This window comes from Lysobacter gummosus, from assembly GCF_001442805.1.
Taxonomy (GTDB): Bacteria; Pseudomonadota; Gammaproteobacteria; order Xanthomonadales; family Xanthomonadaceae; genus Lysobacter; species Lysobacter gummosus.
The window spans coordinates 2,081,429-2,101,834 of record NZ_CP011131.1; the positions used below are offsets into that span (position 1 = coordinate 2,081,429).

The following is a 20,406-nucleotide window of genomic DNA, read 5'->3' on the forward strand; positions in this document are numbered from 1 at the left end:
ACTTCGAGCGCCCCCCCATGTCCGATCTGCTTTGGCAAAAACCCGGCGTCAAGGTCGACGCGCGCATCCAGAACTTCCTCGCCGGCGAGGACGTGATTCTCGATCGCGAATTCTTCCTGTTCGATATCCAGGCCAGCGCCGCGCACGCGCAGGGCCTGCAGCAGATCGGCATCCTCAGCGCGGATGAGCTCGACGGCCTGTCGCGCGAGCTCGACGTGCTGGCGGAAGATTTCAAGGCCGGCCGCTTCGTACTCGACGATCGCTTCGAGGACGGTCATTCGGCGATCGAAGGCCGCCTGATCGAACGCCTCGGCGATGCCGGCCGCAAGATCCACACCGGCCGCAGCCGCAACGACCAGATTCTGGTCGCCACGCGCCTGTGGTTGAAAGATCGCCTCAGCCGCCTATACGCGCTGTGCCGCGAAACCGCCGAGGTCGCGCTCGCGCGCGCGCAAGCCGAAAGCGCGCTGCCGTTGCCGGGCTACACCCATCTGCAACGCGCGGTGGTATCCAGCGCCGGCATGTGGTGGGGCGCCTGGGCCGAAGGTTTTATCGACAACGCCCTGCGCGCGAAGCAGACGCTGGAGTGGGTCGATGCCAATCCGCTCGGCAGCGCCGCCGGTTACGGCGTCAATCTGCCGCTGGCGCGCGATCACACCACCGCCGCGCTCGGCTTCGGCCGCCTGCAGGTGTCGGCCGCGTACGCGCAGCTCTCGCGCGGCAAGTTCGAACTGGGCGCCATCGACGCGCTGTCCACCGCGGTGCTCGACCTGCGCCGTCTGGCCTGGGACCTGAGCCTGTTCACCAGCGCCGAATTCGGTTTCGTCGCGCTGCCGGCCGAATACACCACCGGCAGCTCGATCATGCCGAACAAGCGCAACCCGGACGTGATCGAACTCATGCGCGCCAGCTACGCCAGCATCGCCGCCGGCCGCGCCGAGATCGAACACCTGCTGTCGCTGCCGTCGGGGTATCACCGCGATCTGCAGTTCTCCAAGGGCGCGATCTTCCACGCCTTCGGCCGCGGCCTGGGCGCGCTGGAGCTGTTGCCCGACCTGCTGCGCAATCTGGAATGGAAGCCGGAGAAGATCCGCGCCGCGCTCGATCCGTCGATGTATTCGACCGATCTCGCCGTCGATCTGGCGCGCCAGGGCCTGCCGTTCCGCGAAGCTTACAAGCAAGCCGCCGACCCGGCGCGCTGGGCGCAAGGCGATCCCGAAGCGAGCCTGGCCGCGCGCGTGTCGCCCGGCGCCGCCGCCGACTTGCGTCTGGACACACTCAAGCAACGTTTGCAGGCGCTTACATGACCGCGCCGGCAAAGGATTTCGCAGCGCAGCCTTTGCCGCCCTGGCGCCGCGCCGTACTCAAGGTCGGCAGCAGCCTGCTCGCCGGTTTCGCCGACCAGAGCGGCGGCGGACTCGATCCGCGCTACGCCGCGGGCCTGGCGCGTTTCATCGAACAAGCGCGCGCGCAGCAGCGCGAAGTGGTGCTGGTGTCGTCCGGCGCGGTCGCCGCCGGGCGCAGCCGCATCGATGCCGGCGGCAACGGCCTGGTGTTGCGCCAAGCGTTGGCAGCCTTGGGCCAAGCCTCGCTGATCGCATTCTGGCAACAGCTGTCGAGCGTGCCGGTGGCGCAAGTGCTGCTGACCCACGACGATCTGCGCAACCGTCGCCGCTATCTCAACGCGCGCGCCTCCTTGCGCGAGCTGTTGCGGCTGGGCGCCTTGCCGGTGATCAACGAGAACGACACCGTCGCCGTCGATGAGCTCAAGCTCGGCGACAACGATAACTTGGCCGCGGCGGTAGCCTCGCTGGTCGATGCCGACCTGCTGTTGATCGCGACCGACATCGGCGGGCTCTACAGCGGCCATCCGCAGCGCGATCCCGGCGCCAAGCCCATCGCCAAGGTCGCCGCGGTGACGCCCGAACTGTTGCAGGCGGCCAGCGGCGGCGCCGGCGCGCTCGGTACCGGCGGCATGCGCACCAAGCTGGAAGCCGCGGCGAAAGCCGCGACGGCCGGCGTGGCGACCGCGCTGTTCTGCGGCCGCGATGCCGAGGTGGTCGCCGCGCTCGCCGGCGGCACTTTGCACGGCACCCTGGTCGCCGCGCGCAGCGACCGCCTGCGTGCGCGCAAGCAATGGCTGCGCCACGCGCCGGCCAGCGGTTGTCTGCGCATCGATGCCGGCGCCGCGGCGGCGCTGCATCAACGCGGCGCCTCGCTGTTGCCCGGCGGCGTGGTCGCGGTCGAAGGCGAATTCCGCCGCGGCGACGTGGTCGAACTGCGCGCGGCGGGCGAGGGCGATGAAGTCCTCGGCCGCGGTCTGGTGCAATACAACTCGGTCGAAGTCGGGCGCATCAAAGGCCGTCACAGCCGCGAGATCGAAGCGCTGATCGGCTTCGGCTACGGCGAATCGGTGGTGCACCGCGACGATCTGGTATTGGTCGGCAACGACGCCGCGCCGTCTCCGGCGCAGGCGGCCGCCGACACCGCGGCCGACGCCATCGGCGCGTCGCCTCAATCGCAATCCAACGAGGTGTTGCCATGAGCGGTTACGTCCGGAATCTGGCCGAACAGGCGCGCGCCGCGTCCAGCGTGCTCGCCGCGCTCGACGGCGCGGCGCGGCAGGCCTTGATCGACGCGATGGCCGCGCAGCTGGACGCGCAGCGCGATGCGATCCTCGCCGCCAACGCCGAAGACCTGCAACGCGCCGCCGCGGCGAATCTGAGCGCGGCCATGATCGACCGGCTCAAGCTCGATCCCGCGCGGCTGTCGGCGATCGCCGATGCCTTGCGCGAAGTGGCGCTGCAGGCCGACCCGCTCGGCGCGGTGACCCGAAGCGAAACCCGCCCGAACGGATTGCTGATCGAACGCCAGCGCGTGCCGCTGGGCCTGATCGCGATGATTTACGAAGCCCGCCCCAACGTCACCGCCGACGCCGCGGCGCTGTGCCTGAAGGCCGGCAACGCGGTGCTGCTGCGCGGCGGCTCGGAAGCGCGCGCCAGCAACGCAGCGATCGCCGCCTGCCTGCACGCGGCCTTGCGTGCGCAAGGGCTGCCGGAAGCGGCGGTGTCGCTGATCGAAGACCCGGCGCGCGAACACGTGCTGGAACTGCTGCAGCTGTCGGACCTCATCGACCTGGCGATCCCGCGCGGCGGCGAAGGCCTGATCCGTTTCGTCGCCGAGCACGCGCGCGTGCCGGTAATCAAACACTACAAGGGCGTGTGCCATCTGTACGTGGACCGCGCCGCCGATCCGGCCCTGGCCCTGAACCTGCTGGTCGACGGAAAGGCCTCGCGCCCGGGCGTATGCAACGCCCTGGAGACGCTGCTGGTGCATCGCGACATCGCCGAACGCTTCCTGCCGGACGCACTCGCCGCGCTGGCTGCGCGCGGCGTGCAGGTGCGAGGCTGCGAGCGCACGCGCGCGCTGGCCGGCGAGCATTCGGCCGCGATCGCCGCCGCCGACGACAGCGACTACGCCGCCGAATATCTGGACCTGATCATCGCCGCGCGCGTGGTCGATGATCTGGACGAAGCCCTGGCGCATATCGCCCGCTTCGGCTCCGATCACACCGAAGTCATCGCCACCGAAGACGCGGCCACGGCCGATGCCTTCGTGCGCCGCACGCGCAGCTCGGCGGTGATGGTCAACGCGTCGTCGCGTTTCAACGACGGCGGCCAGCTCGGTCTGGGTGCCGAGATCGGTATCTCGACCACGCGCCTGCACGCCTATGGGCCGATGGGGGTGGAGTCGTTGACGATCGAACGCTTCGTGGTGCGCGGGGAAGGGCAGGTGCGGCATGCGGAATCGTTGACGAATCGGGAGTGAAGGCCGGCGATGGAATATGTTCCATCGGCGACGCTTCTCCCGCCGCCATTCCCGCGAACGCGGGAATCGGGCGACTTCAGCGCGATCCTGCGTTAGGGCTCCGAGTGCTCGCCTCTGGACCTGCCATCGCCAGCTCCAGCGTCGCGCCAGCACTGAGCGTTGCCGACCAGCGACCCGCGGCGAGGGCTCGTAGCTCATACAGTCCGAACGGGGTCGCAAGCGCGGCGCGCGACAGCGTGCCGTCGCTGGTCAGTGCGACGATGCGCAAGCTGCGGCTTGGCCATGCGGTTGCTTTCGCGAAATACTCGCGCAGCGGCGCGGATGCAGCCAATTCGCCTACGCAGCGGCCGCGCTCCAATCGGAACGTGGCTTCCAGATCGAAGCGGACGTTCTTGAGCGTGCCGGCCATGCGGCCCGCGACAGGACAATCCGCCGTGACCAGGCCGGCTGGTCGCGGGCGGAATGGAGCGGCGAGCAGTTGCGTCGTGGGTTCCATCGACGATACCCACAGCGCGTTCGACAACACGCTGGCGGCGGTGTCCTCGCCGGGCCACAGCATCAGCATGCTGCGCGCGCCGATGGTGATGCCCGCATGGTGCGCGATGCGGTCGCCGCCGGCATCGCGGCCGAGCCGCCAGCCGAAACCGACCTCGTAGTCGCGCTCGCGCGCGGGCTCGCCGCTGGCCAGCAGGGCCGGTTGCTGCATCACCTGCCAGCGCGCGGCGCCGACGATGCGGTGTTCGAGCACGCGGCCGCCGAATTGCGCCAAGGCCTCGGGCGTGGCCGCAAGCCCGCCCGCGGGCCAGATATAGCTCATGTCGGTGCGCGGCATGTGCACGATCGCGCCGCCTTCGATGGCGTACAGCTGCGAAGCGTTTTCGGCGGCCGCTTCGCCGTCGGCGTCGATCGCCAGTCCGTCGGTGACTTGGCGCTTGACGTAGTGGAGGAAATGCTCGCCCGAGATCGCTTCGATCACCGCGCCGAGCAGCGTATAGCCCCAGGACGAGTAGCTGTAAGACGCGCCCGGCGCGGACAGCAGTGCGCGCCCGGAGAAGATGCCGACCGCGTCGCGCGCGGTGGGATAGCGGACACGGCCGAGCACATCGAGGTCGTTGCCGGAGTAGTGCGGCGCGCCGGAGGTATGCGATGCGAGTTGGCGCGCCGTCACGGGCGACCACGGCTTTGGCAGCCAGGGCAATACCCCGCCTACCGGCGCGTCGATATCGAGCCGGCCTTCCTCGGCCAGCTTCGCCACCGCGGTGGCGGCGATGATCTTGGATACGCTGGCCAGACGGAACACCGTGTCGCGCCGTACCGGTTTGCGCGCTTCGACATCGCGCAACCCGGCGCAGCCGGTCCACACCACGCGGCCATTGCGCCATACGGCCGCGCCCATGCCCGGCACGGCGTTGGTATCGATCAAGGCCTGCAGTATGCGTTGCGCGGTGGCCGCAGCTTCATCGGTCGCGGGCGCGTCGCAGGTATCGGCGGCCTTCGACGGTGCGGCCAGGAAAAACAGCGCAATCGCGCATGCCGCGGACAAGGGATAGCGCACGGACGGAAGCATTGGCGTGATGGACATCGGTCGGCTCCAGTGGGAGCCATCAAGCTAATGCGGCATGACCCGCGTTTCAGCGCTGGCGCGGCGGAACGTGCTTGCCTTGCGCCGATTCGGTAACGGGCCTGGCCCAATGGCACCGGATGCGCGGATCAGCCCGCCGCGTGAAGCGCGGACAACAGCGAGTCGATGTAGGTGCGGCTCACGCGCACGGGCGTTCCGTCGCGCAGGCGCACGAGCGCGTCGCGGTTGGTCAACGGCTGGAACTCGGCGACCTGGTCCAGGCGCACGATGGAGGATCGATGCACGCGCACGAAACGCGCAGGGTCTAGCTGCATCGCCAGTTGATGCAGCGATTCGCGCACGATGTACGTTCGCTCACCGGCGTGAAGAACCGCATAATCGCCGTCGGCGCCGATCCACGCCACACTGTCGGCCTCGATGAACAGTGTGCGATGGCCGATCCGCACCGAGAATTTCTGCAAGTGCTTCGTCGGTGCGTTCGCAGCGGCGCGGGCGTCGTCCACGGCGCGCAGACGCAGCAGCTGGCGTGCTCGCTCGACCGCTTCGGCGAAACGCAGATCGTCGATGGGCTTGAGCAAGTAGTCGACCGCATTCAAGGCGAAAGCCCGCACCGCGAAGCTGTCGTGCGCCGTGAGCAGGATGGACAGTGGCCGGCTTGCGGGCGGGAGCGCGGCCAACACGTCCAGACCGTTCATGCCAGGCATCTGCACATCCATGAAGACCAGATCCGGCGGCTGCGCCAGCAGCCCCGCCAGGGCCGTGATGCCATCTTCGTATTCGGCCGTCACTTGCATATCGTCGAACGTGGCGAGCAGCGAAACGACGCCGCGACGCGCCAACGGTTCGTCGTCGATCACGCAGACGCGGATCACGCGCCCGGCTCCGGCGCGATGCGATCGGGCCCGGTGTGAACGGGTTCGGTGCTGAACGGCAACATCATCCGAACCTGGTAGCGGCCGTCGTCGTCGATGCCGGCATGCAGCGTCGCGCGATCCGGGTACAAGCGCGCGATGCGGGCGCGCACGTTGTCCAGGCCCACTGTTTCGCCGCAGCTGTCGTCCCGTGGCGCCGATTCGCCGGGCGCGGGCAGATCGTTGCCGATACGGATATCCAGGCAAGCGGCATCGCGTGCGATGCGGATGTCGACGCGGCCGGGCGCGCTGCGCGGTGCGATGCCGTGACGGATCGCATTCTCCACCAAGGGTTGCAACAGCAAACAGGGCACCTGCGCGGCGAGCACACCGTCGCCTAGATGCCACGACACCACCAGGCGCTGGCCCAGCCTGGCTTTCTCGATCTCCAGGTAGGTGTCCGTCATGGCGATTTCCTCCGCGAGCGCGATCTCATGGCCTTGCCGGGTCTGGAGCACGCAGCGCAGGAAGTCGCCGAGCCGCGCGAGCATCTGCCGCGCCTGTGCGCCGCGTTCCTCGGCCACCAGCGTCGAGATCGCGTTGAGCGTGTTGAACAGGAAGTGCGGTTGCAGTTGATAACGCAAGGCCCGCAGTTCCGCATCGCTCGCCAATGCCCGCGCTTCCAGGTGTTCGGCCTGTTCGCGGCGCAATTCCGCGTAGTACGTCACCACCGCATGCACCGCGCAATAGGCCACCAACACCAGCCAGGCGCCTTCCAGTCCACGCAACAGGAGCGATGCGTCCAACATGCCGGCAGTCGTCAGCCGCGCTAGTTGGCCGGATGGGAATGTCTGTAGCGCGATACTGAGCAGGCGCGTAGCCAGCGCCATCAGATAGGTGGCCGCCAGCAGGATCAGTGCGATTCGCCATACCGGCAACCCACGCCGCCAGAGTCGCCGCTGCAGCAGCGTCAACGGCAGCACCCAGAGCACGAACGCCGACAGATACAGCGTCCGCGCCAGCGTGGCGTTGCCATGGCCGAGGATCGGAATAGCCATCACCAGCAGGCATGCGCCCAACGGAAGGCCGGCGAGCACCGGCAGCCAGAAGGGCGGAAGCATGCGCCGCCCGGGGCGAGAGGGCGTCATGGGCGACCCAGCGCGGGTGAGCATCCGTCAACGGATATCGAGACACAAGCGCCTTGCGAGCCGACTCGCCCGAGCAGGGCGCGGTCCTCTGTGCCTTGCTCGCGCACCCGGTGACCCGCGGCTGGTTCCTTGTGGGCGGACATGATGTTTGAGTGGCGCATGAGGCTGGAATGGCTGCGTTTGTCGGATAGATACAGCATGCGGCAGCGGCCGTCGAATGGCCGCGTCTGCCTGACTTCCATTACGGCCACGGGCGACGGCAGATTTTCGGAGCCAAGCCCACCATCGAGGCGCAGACCGGCGAATACCAGCGCGATGCGCCGAACGGGTAGTTTCCTGCGGTAACGCGATAGCAAGGCGATGCGGCCTGCGTCGCCGCGTACGCGTCTTGCCGCATGATCAATGCGCTGGAGGGCTTTTGGAGATCGCGCCAGCTCTTAATCTGCGCCCAACTCGCTCAAGCGTGCTCGAATGCTCTGCTCATTCAAATGCTGGTGGATGTAGGGCCATTGCCGGGTCCAAGCGGAATAGCACGCCATCAAAGCCGTCACAAAACCCATGACAGCCGAGCCAATGGCAAGACCCACCGGGCTGATCGGGTACGGCCTGACAACGCCGCTTCCGACCCAGAGCGGACATTCCACTTGCATCAGTTCGCGCAACGAACCAGGTGATTGTCGTTAGTGGGGCCGCGATGCCCATGCCGCGATCCGTTCCGCGATCGCCTCGGGGGCCTCGATGTGCAGGAAGTGACCGACGTCAGGGACGACTTCCAGCGCGTGTGGGCCGGCGAACCGATGGCTGTCGTTGACCTGTTGGGGCAAGATGCAGCCATCGTCGTAACCGTGGAGCTGCAGCAGGGGTGTTGTGATCGGCTGAGCTAGGCGGCGCATCGCCCTAAGCATGCCGGGTCGCAGCAGCCCTCGGTAGTAGCGCAAGGGCGCAGGCATACTCGCCCGCAGGGTCTCGTGTAGCTCCGCCTGGAGAGCTGGATCGAGCGAGAGGCTGGGCGACCACTGACGCCATAGGTGGTCGATGAGGGCGAGATCTCGAGCGCTGACGATCCAGCCGCTTCCCGGCAGTTGGAAGAGCCCCATGTACCAGCTCCGGCGTAGCTGAGCGAGGCGAGGCTGGCTCAGAAACGTCAGTGGGTGGGGGAATGCTAGCGTGACTGCGCGTTTGATCCGCTCTGGCGCGGTGACGCAGACATCGTATGTGACCGCGCCGCCCCAGTCGTGGCCAATCAACTCTATGGCTCGCCCGGGAGACCAGCGGTCGATCAGCGCGAGCACGTCGCCGGTGAGGGCGGCCATGTCGAACGGCCCCGCGGTCGGGGACGGCGCGTAACCGCGAAGCCAAGGTGCGACGACGTGACGTCCGCGGCGTCCAAGCTCGGCGAGGAAAGGCTTCGCGGTGGGCGGATGGTCCGGGAAGCCGTGCAAGACGAGCGTCGGTTGCCCATCGGGATCGCCACCCTGCAGCGCATGAAAGGTGCCGTGTGGCAGGTCGAAGGTGACGTGTTCGAACTTCATGTGTGTCGTGGCTTCTTCAGGAGCGGTCGGATAAGAGATGCTGATGCTGGCTTCGTTGTCTCGGGTTTTATGATCAGAGCCAGCGGCGAACCTCGGTCTTGTAGCGGCGGTAGTCGTCGCCGAACTTCGCTTCGAGATAGCGCTCCTCGCGGGCGATCACCTGCGTCTGGATCGCGATGAGCACCAACGGGAGCAGGGCGAAGGCGATCGGCCCGTCGAAGCCGATCGTAAGGCTGGCATAGACAAGGGCCATGCCGAGATACATGGGATTGCGGGTCCACCGATAAGGACCTGTCGTTGCGATGAGGGTCGTTGGCTGCGACGGCGGAACGTTGGTGCCCAGCCGCCGGAACAGCCCCGCCGCCGCAAGCATCATCGCCGCTCCGGCAACGAACAGCAGCGCGCCCGTCGCGACCAGCAACCACCCATCGATGCCGAAAGAGCGCAGGGTGACGAACCGCTCCGCCGTCAGCCCCAACAGCAGCGCTCCCAGATAGATGAAGGGCGGGGGGAAACGCACACCCGCGCTGTCCGGTTCCACGGCCATGCTCATTCTCCAATTTCTGCTCTCAAACCAGCATCGACTGCTGGGCGAAGATGCCCGCCATCGCGCCGTGCGATGACGCCAGGGTGACCGAGGGGATGCCGGGGTTGACGAGGTCGCCGGCGGCGTAGATGCCGGGCATGCTGGTTTCGCGACGCTCGTCGGCCTTGAGGACGATGCCGAGGGGCGTATCGACCGTGGCGAGGCCCAGTGATTCATGCAGGCTTGCGGACGGCTTGTTGCGCGGATGCGCGAACAGGATGTCGACCGCGACATTGGGGCCGGTAGCGAGATTGACGGTGGCGGTATGGCCCCCGTGATGGGCGATCGCGGTGATCCGGTCATCGACGACAGGTATGTTGCGACGCGCCAGATCGGCCCGGATATCGGGCGGAATGTCGTGACCATCGGCGAAGAGCGTCAACCTGTCGGTCCAATCGTGGAACAGCCTCACTGAATTGTGCGACTGCGGGCCGGACCAGACGAGGCCCCAATGCTGGCCGGCGACTTCAAAGCCGTCGCAATAGGGGCAGGGCACGATGGACGTGCCCCAGCCTTCGGCAAAGCCCGGAACATCAGGCATCTGGTCAACGACGCCATAGCTCAGGATCAGGCGGCGCGCCCGAAGACTTTCACCATCGCCAGTGAGAACGGAGAAATCGTCGATGGCGCCGGAGACGCCGTCGGCCCGGGCATTGACCAGCCTGATCGTGGGATAGCGCGCCAGCTGCTGCCGCGCCTCGGCCAGGATGGTCAGCGGTGGCTTGTGATCGTGGCCGAGCAGGCCATGCGAGTAGCCGGCGAAGCGATTGCGCGGCAGGCCAGTATCGAGAACGGTGACCTTGCGGCGGGCGCGGCCGAGCTGCAACGCGGCGGCGAGACCGGCGAAGCTGCCGCCGATGATGATGACGTCATCCATGGTGGTGGGCTCCGGGTTGTGGATGGAGGAGGTTGGGCTGGGCTTGGCGCGCAATGTCGTCCGGAGATGCGCGTTCGAAACCGGCAGCGAGCAGGGCTTCGGCATCTGCGAGAGAGTCGCCCATCACTGTGTTGACCGGCCGGACAATGCCGCATTCGATATCGCCGGCGGCCCGGGAAAACTTGATTTGGAGGACGGTTGAAACCTATCCATTGGCTTGCATATTTAAGATACTCGGTGGTATCCTAATTAAAGAATTTGGATACTGTCAAGTACCGGAATTTTTGTGACCGAAAACAGCCAGGGTCGGCGCGGCCGGCCCACCAACGAGGCGCTTGGCCAAACGATAGTCGACGCCGCGTACGAACTCTTTGTGAAATTGGGTTTTCAAGCGACGACCTTGGACAAGGTCGCCCAGCGGGCGAAGATATCCAAGCTCAGCATTTATCGACACTTCGAGAACAAGGAGGCGCTGTTCAGCGCGGCCATCGCGGCCCGCTGCCATCAGTTTGCACCGCAGGCCCTTTTTGAAAGCGTCGACGGTTCCGCCGAAGATCAACTCATGGCGGTGGGATCATCCCTGCTTCGCACACTGCTGAACCCGGAGGTCCGCAGTGTCGAAGCCATGGTCATGGCCGACAAGACGAATCAAAAGTCGTTAAGCAAGCTCCATTACGAAGCCGGCCCCGCCCATGTCATCGCCCAAATCGAGGCACTGCTGCGTCAGTTGCACGCGAAGGCGGTTCTGAACGTGCCCGATCCTCTCCGGTCCGCCCGCTTGTTTGCCGCGCTTTTCAAAGGATCTGATCTTCTGGTTATCGCACGCTTCGATAAGGCGAGGGCAGAGGACGACAACGAAATCGAATCCTATTGCCGGTCGGCCGTTGCCATGTTCATCGCCGCGCACGGTGGCAACGACCACGCGGGCGGATAGCCGCGTCGCTATTCTGATCGCCGCTGACAGATTCGCTGTTGGTGGTTCGCCGAAGTCCGCTTTCGACCCTAAGCCGAAACTGTTCGGGCATGACAGCCCGTCAGGGGCTGTGGAAATTGACAACAAGATGCAGGCGATTTGCCGGTGGCCGTCATTGGCTCCGCGCGAAGGCCGCTGTACTGGGATGCTCCGGACCGGGTTCATGCCCGGAGTACCGTGGCGTCCGGAAAGCACCTTATTTTCCCAGGGGCGCCGTGTCGGCCAGACGCGCCCGCAAGCGCGGCGTCACGAAGTCCAGGAATGCGCGCACCTTCAGCGGCAACCGACCTTGCTGCAGGTAGACGAGATTGATCGGCCACGGCACCGGCTCGAATTCCGGGAGGACGAGCTCCAGCGTTTTGCGCCGCACATGCTCGGCGAGTTGATAGCACAGGGTCCGCGTCAGGCCGGCGCCGGCGATGGCCGCCGCGACCGCCGCGTCTGCGGTATTGACGGTCATCCGCGCGCGCACGGGAACCGAGGCTTCGGACGAACCCATGCGGAATTTCCACGCCCCCGGCCCCGTCAGATGGTCGAAAGTGATGATGTCGTGGCCGGACAAGTCGGTCAGCTGCTGTGGGCGGCCATGCCGGTCCAGATAGGCCGGGCTGCCGCTCACCACGTGGCGGGTCGCGCCCACGCGCGAGGCCACCAGCGTGCTGTCGGGGAGTTCGCCGATGCGGACTGCGAGATCCACATGCTCGTCCAGCAGATTGAACATGCGGTCGCCCAGCACCAGCCGCACGTCCACGTCCGGATAGGCCCTGAGGAACTCGGCGGTGATCGGCACGACGTGCAATCGGCCGAACGCGATCGGTGCGGTGATCACCAACTCGCCCTTGGGCGCGCTGAATTCGCCGGCGGCACTGCGTTCGGCTTCCTCGACATCGTCAAGGATGCGCCGACAGGCGATGAGGTAAGCCGCGCCGGCATCGGTAAGCACGAGCTGGCGCGTTGAGCGCTGCAGCAACCGCGCCTTCAGGTGCGCCTCCAGGTCGGACAGCTTGCGGCTCACGGTGGCCAGTGGCATGTGCAGTTGCCGACTCGCCGCCGAGAGACTGCCGGCGTCGACCACCGCCCGGAACACCATCATCGCTTCGATGCGATCCATTTACTTCCAAATTTCAGAAGGATACTTCTCGAATTTACCGTCTAGTTGCGTCAATCGGAAGTATCTACGCTTTCTCCACCGGCCAAACCAGCCCGGCCAGACCCGAGGAGAATCCTGATGTCCCGTCTTCCGACCCCCGCCACGATCGAGTCCGCCCCTGCCGCCGCCCAGCCGTTGCTGCAGGCGGTGAAGCAGCAGCTCGGCTCGGTGCCGAACCTGTTTCGCCTGGTGTCCAACAGCCCGGCCGCACTCGAGGGCTACCTCGGCATGAACTCGGCACTGGCCAAAGGCGCGCTGCCCGCCGCCACCCGCGAGCGCATCGCCCTGGCCGTTGCCGAAATCAACGGCTGCAGCTATTGCCTGTCGGCGCACACCTACCTCGGCAAGCACGTAGCCAAGCTCGACGACGCCGAGATGACCGCCAACCGCAACGGCGCGTCCAACGATCCGTTCGCCGACGCGGCCGTGCGCTTCGCCGCCCGGGTTGCCGAACGGCGCGGTCACGTCGGCGGCGAGGATGTGGCCGCAGTCAAGGCCGCCGGCTACAGCGATGCGCAAGTCGTCGAGATCGTCCAGCATGTCGCGTTGAACACTTGGACCAATTACATCAATGAAGTCGCGCAAACCGAAATCGATTTTCCGGTGATCGGCGCGCGCCAGGCGGCTTGAGCCTCAACCGCACCGACGGCGCCCGTCGCGCCGTCGGTGATTCGCCCTCCAGGGAGACGACAACGATCATGAGCCGCCCACCGCTGCCTCCGTTCACGCTCGAATCGGCAACGCAGAAAGTCCGCCTTGCCGAAGACGCCTGGAACTCGCGCGATCCTGCACGTATGGCGCTCGCGTATACCCCCGATAGCCGTTGGCGCAATCGCTCGGAATTCCTCCAGGGCCGAGCGGCAATCGAGGCGTTCCTGACCCGCAAGTGGCAACGCGAACGCGACTACCGGCTCATCAAGGAGTTATGGGCGTTTGTCGACAACCGCATCGGCGTGCGCTTCGCCTACGAATGGCGGGACGATGCCGGGCAATCGTGGCGCAGTTACGGCAACGAGAATTGGGAGTTCGATGGTGACGGTCTGATGCAAGTCCGGTTGGCCAGCATCAATGACCTCGCGATTGGCGAGGACGAACGACTCTTCCACTGGCCGCAAGGCCGCCGTCCCGACGACCATCCGTCCCTGAGCGCACTCGGGCTATGAGGCCATGACCATGCACTACGCCAGTGACATCGCCTTTACTCCGACGGTGAAAGCCATCCAGGCGAGCAAAGGATCGCGCCGCGCCTACGCCCACATGGAACAGGCCGGCTCGTGGGAAACAACCATCACTGCCGAGCTGAAGGCCTTCGTCGAGGCGCAACGCAGCGTTTTCCTGGCTACGGTCAACGGCGATGGCCAGCCTTATATTCAGCACCGGGGCGGGCCACCGGGCTTCCTGCGCGTGCTCGACGAGCACACGCTCGCCTTCGTCGATTTTTCCGGCAACCGACAATTCATCAGCACCGGGAACCTGCAGGAAAACCCGAAAGCGCATCTGTTCCTGATCGACTACCGCCAACGCAAGCGGGTAAAGGTATGGGGTGAGGCACACATGGTTGCAGCCACCGATGATTTGCTGGCGCAGCTGATGCCGCCGGGCTACCGGGCGCGTCCCGAACAGGTGCTACGGTTCACCGTCAACGCTTGGGATGCCAATTGCCCCCAGCACATCCCGCCACGCTTCGAAGCCGAGGACGTGCTGGCGGCGTTGCAGGACAAAGACGCACGTATCGCCGAACTGGAGGCGGAGCTGGCAAGGTTCCGGGCGGCAGCCGGATAGGCGTTCGAACGTGGGTCGTTGGCGGCGCGTCACCAGGATGGAATGCCCGCTTCTGGTCGGAAGCAGACAGACTGCTTCGTTTCAGCACGGCCACTCGCAGGGGCGAGAAAGGTACCGAGGGCGGCCGGACGCGGTGCGGTGTGTCGGCATCCGGCATGTTGCGATGGCGCTTACTTGGTCGAGCGCCTCGCTTCCTTTGCTGCGCGATCGATCGTGTCAGCGACCACTTTGGGCTGGGTCATGAAGACTGCATGGCTGGCGGCGACCTTGGTGATGCGCGCTTGGATGCGCTCGGCCATATGGATGAGCATGGCCTGGTCGAACGCCTTGTCTTCGGTGGCAATCACAGCCCAACTGGGCTTCGTGCGCCAAGCGGCCTGCGTCAGTTTGGTCCCGAACACCGACATGTTGATCGGCACCTGCGAGTCGCGTAGGAATGCTGCGTCGGCATCGCTGGTGTCGTGGGCGAAACCTGCCTTGAACTTCGCGGGGCTGATGAAGCCGTAGCCGTCGCTGCCCGTTTCGATGACGAACTCGGGCGTGGGCGCGAAACCGGCGTATTGCTGCGCGGTGGTTTCACCTGCATCCGGCGCGAGCGCGGAGACATAGACCAAGCCCGCCACCTTGTCGTGGACGCCGGCTTCGGTGATGACCGTGCCACCCCAGGAATGCCCGACGAGAATGGCGGGGCCATCCTGGCGGTCGAGCACACGCTGTGTGGCCTTTACGTCATCGGCGAGCGAGGTCAACGGGTTCTGTACGATCGACACGCGATAGCCGCGCGCGGTCAGCTCATCGTAGACCGGGCGCCAGCCCGAGCCGTCGGCGAAGGCGCCATGCACCAGAACGACATTCTTCACCTGCCCGCCATCGCGGGCTGCGGCATCGTGGGCTTGGGCGGAGGGGGAGATGCTGGCCGCCAGAGCGGCTGCGAGCACTGCGGGGATGAGCTTGATCATGGACGTAGCCTCGGGCGGTGGGTGGTGGTGGTTCGATGTGCGGCATTGGCCGGCAGGGCTACTTTGCGGGGCGAGCCCGGACCATCGGTGACCGAACGTCCTGATAACTTGACCGAACGTATTTATCAGCCGCGAACAAAAACTTGCCCGGATCGAGGGGCTCGTCGGCGGGAAACGTGCTCCCGGAAACAACCGGGGGCCGGGACGCACCGATGCGGCCGGTCCGGGTGGTTACACCGTCGGCACGGTTCCGCCGTCGATGGTGTATTCCGTCCCCGAGATCGACGCGGCCCGGGGAGAGACCAGGAACGCGATAAGGTCGGCCACTTCACCCGGCTTGGCCGGGCGACCCAACGGAATCCCGCCCAGTTCCTTCATGACCAACTGCCTGCCGCCTTCGTAGTCCGTCCCCGCATGGGCCGCGACGCGCTCGACCAACGCGACGGAAGCCTCCGTCTCGATCCAGCCTGGCGAGACACGAACCACGCGCACGCCCTTCGGTGTGACTTCCTTGGACAGCGCCTTGCTGTAGGTCGATAACGCGGCCTTGGCGGCTGCGTACGCGATCGTAGCGTCCGGCAGCGGCAGCGTGCGCTGGATCGAAGTGACGTGCAGGATCACACCCGATCCTTGCGCGATCATCGCGGGGAGCAAAGCGCGATCCAGCCGCACGGCCGACATCAGATTCAGATCGAGCGCCTTCGCCCACTCCGCATCGCCCAGGGCGGCGAACCCGCCCGCCGGCGCCGACGATCCGCCTACCACGTTGATCAGGGCATCCACGCCACCGAGATGGCGCAGTGCCGCCTCCGCCGCTTGGCGAGCGCCTTCGGCCGTGGCGAGGTCGGCCGCCACATAGTGCACATCGTCGATGGGCCAATCCGGCTGCGAGCGCGCAGTCGCCACGATACGTGCGTCGAGCTGGGACAACCGTTCGACTACGGCAGCGCCCACACCGCGCGAGCCCCCTGTCACCAGGACGCGCTTGCCGGCCAACTGGAGGTCGAAGCTCACGGCACGATCTCCAGCGCGGCGATCTTGCCGCGCTCCAGGGTGAAGCTATAGCGCAGGTCCACCGGACTGCCGGGGAAGTTGCCAGCGACGCGTGCCGTCACGATGTAGGTGCGCTCCTGCTTCTCCAGCGTGTGGGGCTCGGCGGTATAGGTGTACTTGGCGGATGAGTCGGTCTTCCACGCCTCGATCGCAGCGGGGCCCGAGTGGGTCTTGCCCTCGTCCCGCACAAGCCCGTCTGTGGTGAAGCAGCGGACGACCGCTTGCGCGTCCTGGGTGTCGGCATCGAAGTAGGCCGCGATCGGCTCGGGCAGGTTCAGATCTTTCATTGCAATGCTCCGGTGGGGTCACGGAGCAAGGTTGACCCGTTCTCATAGATAAGAGAATCACCTACTATCTGATCAGGCTATGTAGAGATCAGTGCACAATGCGCGGCTCTGAATTTGCGGAACTCAAGGCCTTCGTGGCCGTCGTCGACCGGGCCAGCTTCGCCCGGGCCGCCGATCACTTGGGACTGTCCCGGTCCGCCCTCAGCCAGATCATTCGCCAGCTGGAATCACGCTTGGGTGTCCGTCTGCTGAACCGGACGACGCGTAGCGTTTCGCCAACCGAGCCGGGCCGCCGATTGCATGAGCGCATGGCCCCGATGCTCCGCGACATGGACGAGGCCGTTGCGCAGGCCGTGGGAACGAGCGCGCGTGCCGCGGGAACCCTGCGGATCAACACCCTCAGCATGGCTGCGAAGAAGGTGATAGCGCCACGACTCGGTCGTTTCGCCAAGGCGCATCCCGATGTGGTGCTCGACATCGTGATCGACGATGGGCTGAGCGATATCGCCGGCGAAGGATTCGATGCAGGCATCCGCGTGGGCGGCCGCCTGCACAAGGACATGGTCGCGGTCCGACTTACTCCGGACATCGAACTGCTGGCCGTGGCCTCGCCCGACTATCTCGCCAGACGCGGCGAGCCCAAGACACCTGTCGACCTGAGTCATCACGCCTGCATCAACTGGCGTTTTCCGGGCAGCGGCAAGGTCGCGGGATGGGAGTTCAAGCAGAAGGGGAAAGAGGTCGAATTCTTTGGCGACGGTACCGTGACTGCCAACCATCAGGACATCATCGTGCCCGCCGCGCTTCAAGGCCTGGGCATCCTCTATGCCTACAACGACGATGGCATTGCAGAGGCGCTGCAGGACGGGCGCTTGAAGCGCGTCCTCAGCGATTGGTCGCCGACGGTCCCCGGCTTGTACCTCTACTACTCCAGCAGGCGTTACCTGCTTCCCGCACTTCGCGCGTTCATCGACTGCCTGCTTGATCGCGATCTCGGCAGTGAGGGCCCTTCGAAGTCAGGAACTAATCCCTGATCGATCCGGTGCCAGTGTCGATCTCTTCAACGTCCGCTTTCGACCCTAAGCGGACATCGTCTAATGCCCGAACGCCCTATTTGGCGGTAACTGTAGTGTTGCCGCGTAGTGTCGGTGGATCAGGCGATGTGCAATGAACCCTGCTGGTGAAGGTACTCGCGAAGCCTCGATGCGTAGTCCGCACCGACGGCATGGATCACGCTGGGTCGGGCTGCCAGCGCAGATCGCCACGCGTCAGTGCGAGGCAGCTTGTCGAAGATGGGGCGGGATATGGCGGGATCGAGCATTCCGAAATACCGGAATATCGGCGCAAAAACGGCATCGACCATGCCAAACAGGGCGCCGTCGAAGTACGGACCAGCGCCAAGCTCGGTCTCCAGCCGCTCCAGTTTCGTCCTGAGTGCTGCCTGCCTCGTCTCCGCCGTGATGCGATCGGTTGCGTGAAGAAATTGCCAGGCATCAGACAGCGTCGAGCCGGCAAACTCGATCCAGCTCCGCTGGCGGGCACGCGACAGTGCGTCTTGGGGGTACATCGGTGCGCCGCTCTGGGTTTCCTCGAGGTACTCGCAAATCACCATGCTCTCGAAGATGACAACTTCACTGCCATCGGGCTTGCCGACCAATAGCAGCGGAACTTTGCCCGTGGGAGAGAGAGCCAGGAACCAGTCGGGCTTGGCCGCCAGGTCCACTTGGATCCGCTCAAACGCGGTGCCCTTTTCGAGCAGGACGATGGCTGCGCGCTGCACGAAGGGACAAAGAGGATGGCTGATGAGCTTCAACATGGATTCGGACATGGCGATATGCACCAAACGGTGAGGGCTTGGATGGATCAGATGCGGTCAGCGTCGAGTCGCAGGTCAGACCGCAGGGCTCGCCAAGGCCTGCGTGAGTCGAAACATTCGCCCGCCATTTCTGTCGCTTGGCGCCAGGTTCACAGGCGGCCTGTTCTGGCCGCCTCCTGCGGGCAGGACACACTCAGCCGTTGAGCATGCGTCCGCCATCGACGACGATTTCCGAGCCGACGGTCCAACTCGACTCATCACAGGCCAAGTACACCACCGCCTTGGCGATTTCCTCAGGCGTGCCGAAGCGCCCAAGCGGAACGCTCGCTGCGATGTCCTGATCGAGCTGCGCGCGGTAGGCATCGGGGACGCCGAGTTTGTCGTAGAGCGGCGTCTGGACCGGGCCGGGACTGACGGCATTGATGCGGATGCCACGCCCCAACAGCTCGCTTGAGAGCGTCCTGGTCATGCTCAGAAACGCGGCCTTGGTCGCGGCGTAGACGGAGGATTGGGCGGCGCCCACATGGGCGCTGACGGAGGTGTTGAGCACGACCGACGCAGGCGTCGAGAAGAACGGCAGCAGCGACTGCATGAGGAAGAACGGTCCCTTCACGTTGATGTCAAAGGACGCCTCGAACGCCTGCTCGGTCCATTGTTCGATCGGCGCCCAGACCGCGACCCCCGCATTCAAGAACGCGACGTCCAATTGGCCGAAATGGGCCTGTACGGCCTGGGCTAGTTCTTGCTGTGCGGCGACGCTGCGGGAGTCGGCCCGCAGTACCAGAACGTCGCTCCCGAGGGTCGCCTTAGCCTGGGTGATGGAGTCCGGATTCACTCCGGTGACGATGACGCGTGCGCCTTCGGCCAAGAATTGCTTGGCGGTTTCCAGGCCGATGCCACTGGTGCCGCCGGTGATGAGAGTACGTTTGCCTGCAAGACGGGACATGGGGATGCTCCTTGGGGTCAGCGATGGGACCCGCCAAAGTGGCGGATCTTCGTTGGCGGAAAGCATGCACTCATGCCTCAATTGTAATAATACCTGGTTTTCGAATAGCATTTATGCGTATGACGCATAGGTCGGAGGGGTAGATGGATCGATTTCTGCTTATGACCTGCTTCGCGCGCGCGGTGGAAACCGGCAGCTTCTCTGCTGCGGCCCGCGACATCGGCATTGGGCAGCCCAACGTCAGTCGCTATGTGGCTGCACTGGAAGATCATCTCCAGACACGCTTGCTCAATCGCTCCACGCGCAAGCTCGTGTTGACCCCCGAAGGTGAGCGCTACTACGCGGAGGTCCGTCGCATACTCGATGCGGTCTCCGAATCGGAGATGTCGCTGCGCGAAAACGTCATGCCGTCGGGGCTACTGCGGGTGGCGTGTCCGACGGCGCTGTCCCACATGTACGTCATGCCATTGGTGCCCGGTTTTCTGCAGCGGTATCCCGATCTGGAGCTCGATCTTCAGATCAGCGACCGCTTCGTCAATTTGCTGGACGAAGGCGCGGAGCTAGCCATCCGCATCGGGCATCTGGACAGCAGCTCACTGCGCGCGCGACGTATCGGGTCTTTCAAGCGCGCATGCGTGGCCAGCACGGGCTACCTGGAAAAGCGAGGGACACCGCAGGTGCCGTCTGACCTGAAACATCATGACTGCGTCATCTACACCTTGCTTGCATCAGGGGCTACATGGCGCTTCAAGGATGAGGAGATACCGGTCTCGGGCCGAATTCGCGTCAACTCACCCGAGGCGTCACGCGAGTCGGTCCGTGCGGGTCTTGGCATAGGCCAAGGCCCAGCCTGGCTATTCGAAGACGGGCTCAGGTCTGGTGATCTCCAGATCATTCTTGATGAGTTCTCCGCTCCGCCGGTGCCCATGCAGATCGTGTACGCAGCCAACCGGTTGGTCTCGAAGAGAGCCATTGTCTTCATGGACTTCATTGCTGAAGAGTTCGCGAAGATCCCTCAGCTCAATACCTAGTGCTT

General features: G+C 65.3%; 22 protein-coding genes. 10 read left to right on the top strand and 12 right to left on the bottom strand.

The features are described 5' to 3' along the window. Nucleotides 1–17 precede the first annotated feature (17 nt). The 3 genes from argH to LG3211_RS08615 are packed head-to-tail and all read left to right on the top strand — an operon-like array spanning nucleotide 18 to nucleotide 3,828. On the top strand, nucleotides 18–1,307 hold the full coding sequence (gene argH / locus LG3211_RS08605) for an argininosuccinate lyase (protein ID WP_057942469.1): 1,290 nt from the start codon (nucleotides 18–20) through the stop codon (nucleotides 1,305–1,307). Beyond that, nucleotides 1,304–2,545 carry a glutamate 5-kinase gene (gene proB / locus LG3211_RS08610; protein ID WP_083512404.1) on the top strand — a complete coding sequence of 414 codons (1,242 nt, stop codon included), beginning with the start codon at nucleotides 1,304–1,306 and terminating at the stop codon, nucleotides 2,543–2,545. The genes argH and proB overlap by 4 nt, the downstream gene beginning before the upstream one ends. Then, entirely contained in the window at nucleotides 2,542–3,828 is a 1,287-nt protein-coding gene (locus LG3211_RS08615; protein ID WP_057942470.1) for a glutamate-5-semialdehyde dehydrogenase, read from the top strand. Before proB ends, LG3211_RS08615 begins: the two co-directional genes overlap by 4 nt. Before the next feature lie 76 nt (nucleotides 3,829–3,904). On the opposite strand, the gene LG3211_RS08620 is transcribed toward LG3211_RS08615, so the two are convergent. The 6 genes from LG3211_RS08620 to LG3211_RS08650 form a co-directional block, all read right to left on the bottom strand. Beyond that, a complete protein-coding gene (locus LG3211_RS08620; protein WP_083512405.1) occupies nucleotides 3,905–5,410 on the bottom strand; it encodes a serine hydrolase domain-containing protein in 1,506 nt (501 codons plus the stop codon). Nucleotides 5,411–5,538: 128 nt separating this feature from the next. Beyond that, nucleotides 5,539–6,282: a LytR/AlgR family response regulator transcription factor gene (locus tag LG3211_RS08625; RefSeq protein WP_057942472.1), complete on the bottom strand. Its 744-nt coding sequence runs from the start codon at nucleotides 6,280–6,282 to the stop codon at nucleotides 5,539–5,541. Beyond that, on the bottom strand, nucleotides 6,279–7,433 hold the full coding sequence (locus LG3211_RS08630) for a sensor histidine kinase (RefSeq protein WP_083512406.1): 1,155 nt from the start codon (nucleotides 7,431–7,433) through the stop codon (nucleotides 6,279–6,281). The genes LG3211_RS08625 and LG3211_RS08630 overlap by 4 nt, the downstream gene beginning before the upstream one ends. A 656-nt stretch (nucleotides 7,434–8,089) precedes the next feature. Beyond that, on the bottom strand, nucleotides 8,090–8,941 hold the full coding sequence (locus tag LG3211_RS08640) for an alpha/beta fold hydrolase (protein ID WP_057942475.1): 852 nt from the start codon (nucleotides 8,939–8,941) through the stop codon (nucleotides 8,090–8,092). A 73-nt stretch (nucleotides 8,942–9,014) separates the two neighbouring features. After that, on the bottom strand, nucleotides 9,015–9,494 hold the full coding sequence (locus tag LG3211_RS08645) for a methyltransferase family protein (RefSeq protein WP_222837586.1): 480 nt from the start codon (nucleotides 9,492–9,494) through the stop codon (nucleotides 9,015–9,017). A 16-nt stretch (nucleotides 9,495–9,510) separates the two neighbouring features. Continuing rightward, complete coding sequence (locus tag LG3211_RS08650) at nucleotides 9,511–10,404, bottom strand: NAD(P)/FAD-dependent oxidoreductase (protein ID WP_057942476.1); 894 nt, start codon at nucleotides 10,402–10,404, stop codon at nucleotides 9,511–9,513. Here LG3211_RS08650 and LG3211_RS26325 point away from each other — a divergent pair. Continuing rightward, the gene (locus LG3211_RS26325; protein WP_187313157.1) at nucleotides 10,403–10,606 is read left to right on the top strand and encodes a hypothetical protein; all 204 of its coding nucleotides are present in this window, start codon (nucleotides 10,403–10,405) and stop codon (nucleotides 10,604–10,606) included. The genes LG3211_RS08650 and LG3211_RS26325 overlap by 2 nt on opposite strands. 84 nt (nucleotides 10,607–10,690) lie before the next feature. Continuing rightward, complete coding sequence (locus LG3211_RS08660) at nucleotides 10,691–11,338, top strand: TetR/AcrR family transcriptional regulator (protein ID WP_057942477.1); 648 nt, start codon at nucleotides 10,691–10,693, stop codon at nucleotides 11,336–11,338. Nucleotides 11,339–11,573: 235 nt separating this feature from the next. Here LG3211_RS08660 and LG3211_RS08665 read toward each other — a convergent pair whose 3' ends face one another. After that, complete coding sequence (locus LG3211_RS08665) at nucleotides 11,574–12,488, bottom strand: LysR family transcriptional regulator (protein ID WP_055910440.1); 915 nt, start codon at nucleotides 12,486–12,488, stop codon at nucleotides 11,574–11,576. Nucleotides 12,489–12,662: 174 nt separating this feature from the next. Here LG3211_RS08665 and LG3211_RS08670 point away from each other — a divergent pair, with 174 nt between their 5' ends. From LG3211_RS08670 to LG3211_RS08680, 3 genes are all read left to right on the top strand, one after another. After that, nucleotides 12,663–13,157, top strand: coding sequence for a carboxymuconolactone decarboxylase family protein (locus tag LG3211_RS08670; protein ID WP_237049856.1), 495 nt, complete (start codon nucleotides 12,663–12,665; stop codon nucleotides 13,155–13,157). 68 nt (nucleotides 13,158–13,225) lie between these two features. Continuing rightward, nucleotides 13,226–13,690 (top strand): nuclear transport factor 2 family protein, encoded by a 465-nt coding sequence (locus LG3211_RS08675; RefSeq protein WP_057942479.1) that lies wholly within the window; start codon nucleotides 13,226–13,228, stop codon nucleotides 13,688–13,690. A 4-nt stretch (nucleotides 13,691–13,694) separates the two neighbouring features. After that, entirely contained in the window at nucleotides 13,695–14,309 is a 615-nt protein-coding gene (locus tag LG3211_RS08680; RefSeq protein WP_057942480.1) for a pyridoxamine 5'-phosphate oxidase family protein, read from the top strand. Between the two features lie 170 nt (nucleotides 14,310–14,479). Here LG3211_RS08680 and LG3211_RS08685 read toward each other — a convergent pair whose 3' ends face one another. The 3 genes from LG3211_RS08685 to LG3211_RS08695 form a co-directional block, all read right to left on the bottom strand. Then, nucleotides 14,480–15,268: an alpha/beta fold hydrolase gene (locus LG3211_RS08685; RefSeq protein ID WP_057942481.1), complete on the bottom strand. Its 789-nt coding sequence runs from the start codon at nucleotides 15,266–15,268 to the stop codon at nucleotides 14,480–14,482. A 231-nt stretch (nucleotides 15,269–15,499) separates the two neighbouring features. Next, entirely contained in the window at nucleotides 15,500–16,282 is a 783-nt protein-coding gene (locus LG3211_RS08690) for an SDR family oxidoreductase (RefSeq protein ID WP_057942482.1), read from the bottom strand. Beyond that, a complete protein-coding gene (locus LG3211_RS08695; RefSeq protein ID WP_057942483.1) occupies nucleotides 16,279–16,608 on the bottom strand; it encodes a nuclear transport factor 2 family protein in 330 nt (109 codons plus the stop codon). The genes LG3211_RS08690 and LG3211_RS08695 overlap by 4 nt, the downstream gene beginning before the upstream one ends. 98 nt (nucleotides 16,609–16,706) lie before the next feature. Between LG3211_RS08695 and LG3211_RS08700 the strand changes: the two genes are divergently transcribed. Then, nucleotides 16,707–17,642, top strand: coding sequence for a LysR family transcriptional regulator (locus tag LG3211_RS08700; RefSeq protein ID WP_057942484.1), 936 nt, complete (start codon nucleotides 16,707–16,709; stop codon nucleotides 17,640–17,642). Between the two features lie 119 nt (nucleotides 17,643–17,761). Here LG3211_RS08700 and LG3211_RS08705 read toward each other — a convergent pair whose 3' ends face one another. After that, nucleotides 17,762–18,436 (bottom strand): glutathione S-transferase family protein, encoded by a 675-nt coding sequence (locus tag LG3211_RS08705; protein ID WP_057945369.1) that lies wholly within the window; start codon nucleotides 18,434–18,436, stop codon nucleotides 17,762–17,764. Between the two features lie 181 nt (nucleotides 18,437–18,617). After that, the gene (locus LG3211_RS08710) at nucleotides 18,618–19,370 is read right to left on the bottom strand and encodes an SDR family oxidoreductase (RefSeq protein WP_057942485.1); all 753 of its coding nucleotides are present in this window, start codon (nucleotides 19,368–19,370) and stop codon (nucleotides 18,618–18,620) included. Nucleotides 19,371–19,513: 143 nt separating this feature from the next. Here LG3211_RS08710 and LG3211_RS08715 point away from each other — a divergent pair, with 143 nt between their 5' ends. Continuing rightward, on the top strand, nucleotides 19,514–20,401 hold the full coding sequence (locus LG3211_RS08715) for a LysR family transcriptional regulator (RefSeq protein WP_057942486.1): 888 nt from the start codon (nucleotides 19,514–19,516) through the stop codon (nucleotides 20,399–20,401). Nucleotides 20,402–20,406: the final 5 nt, after the last annotated feature.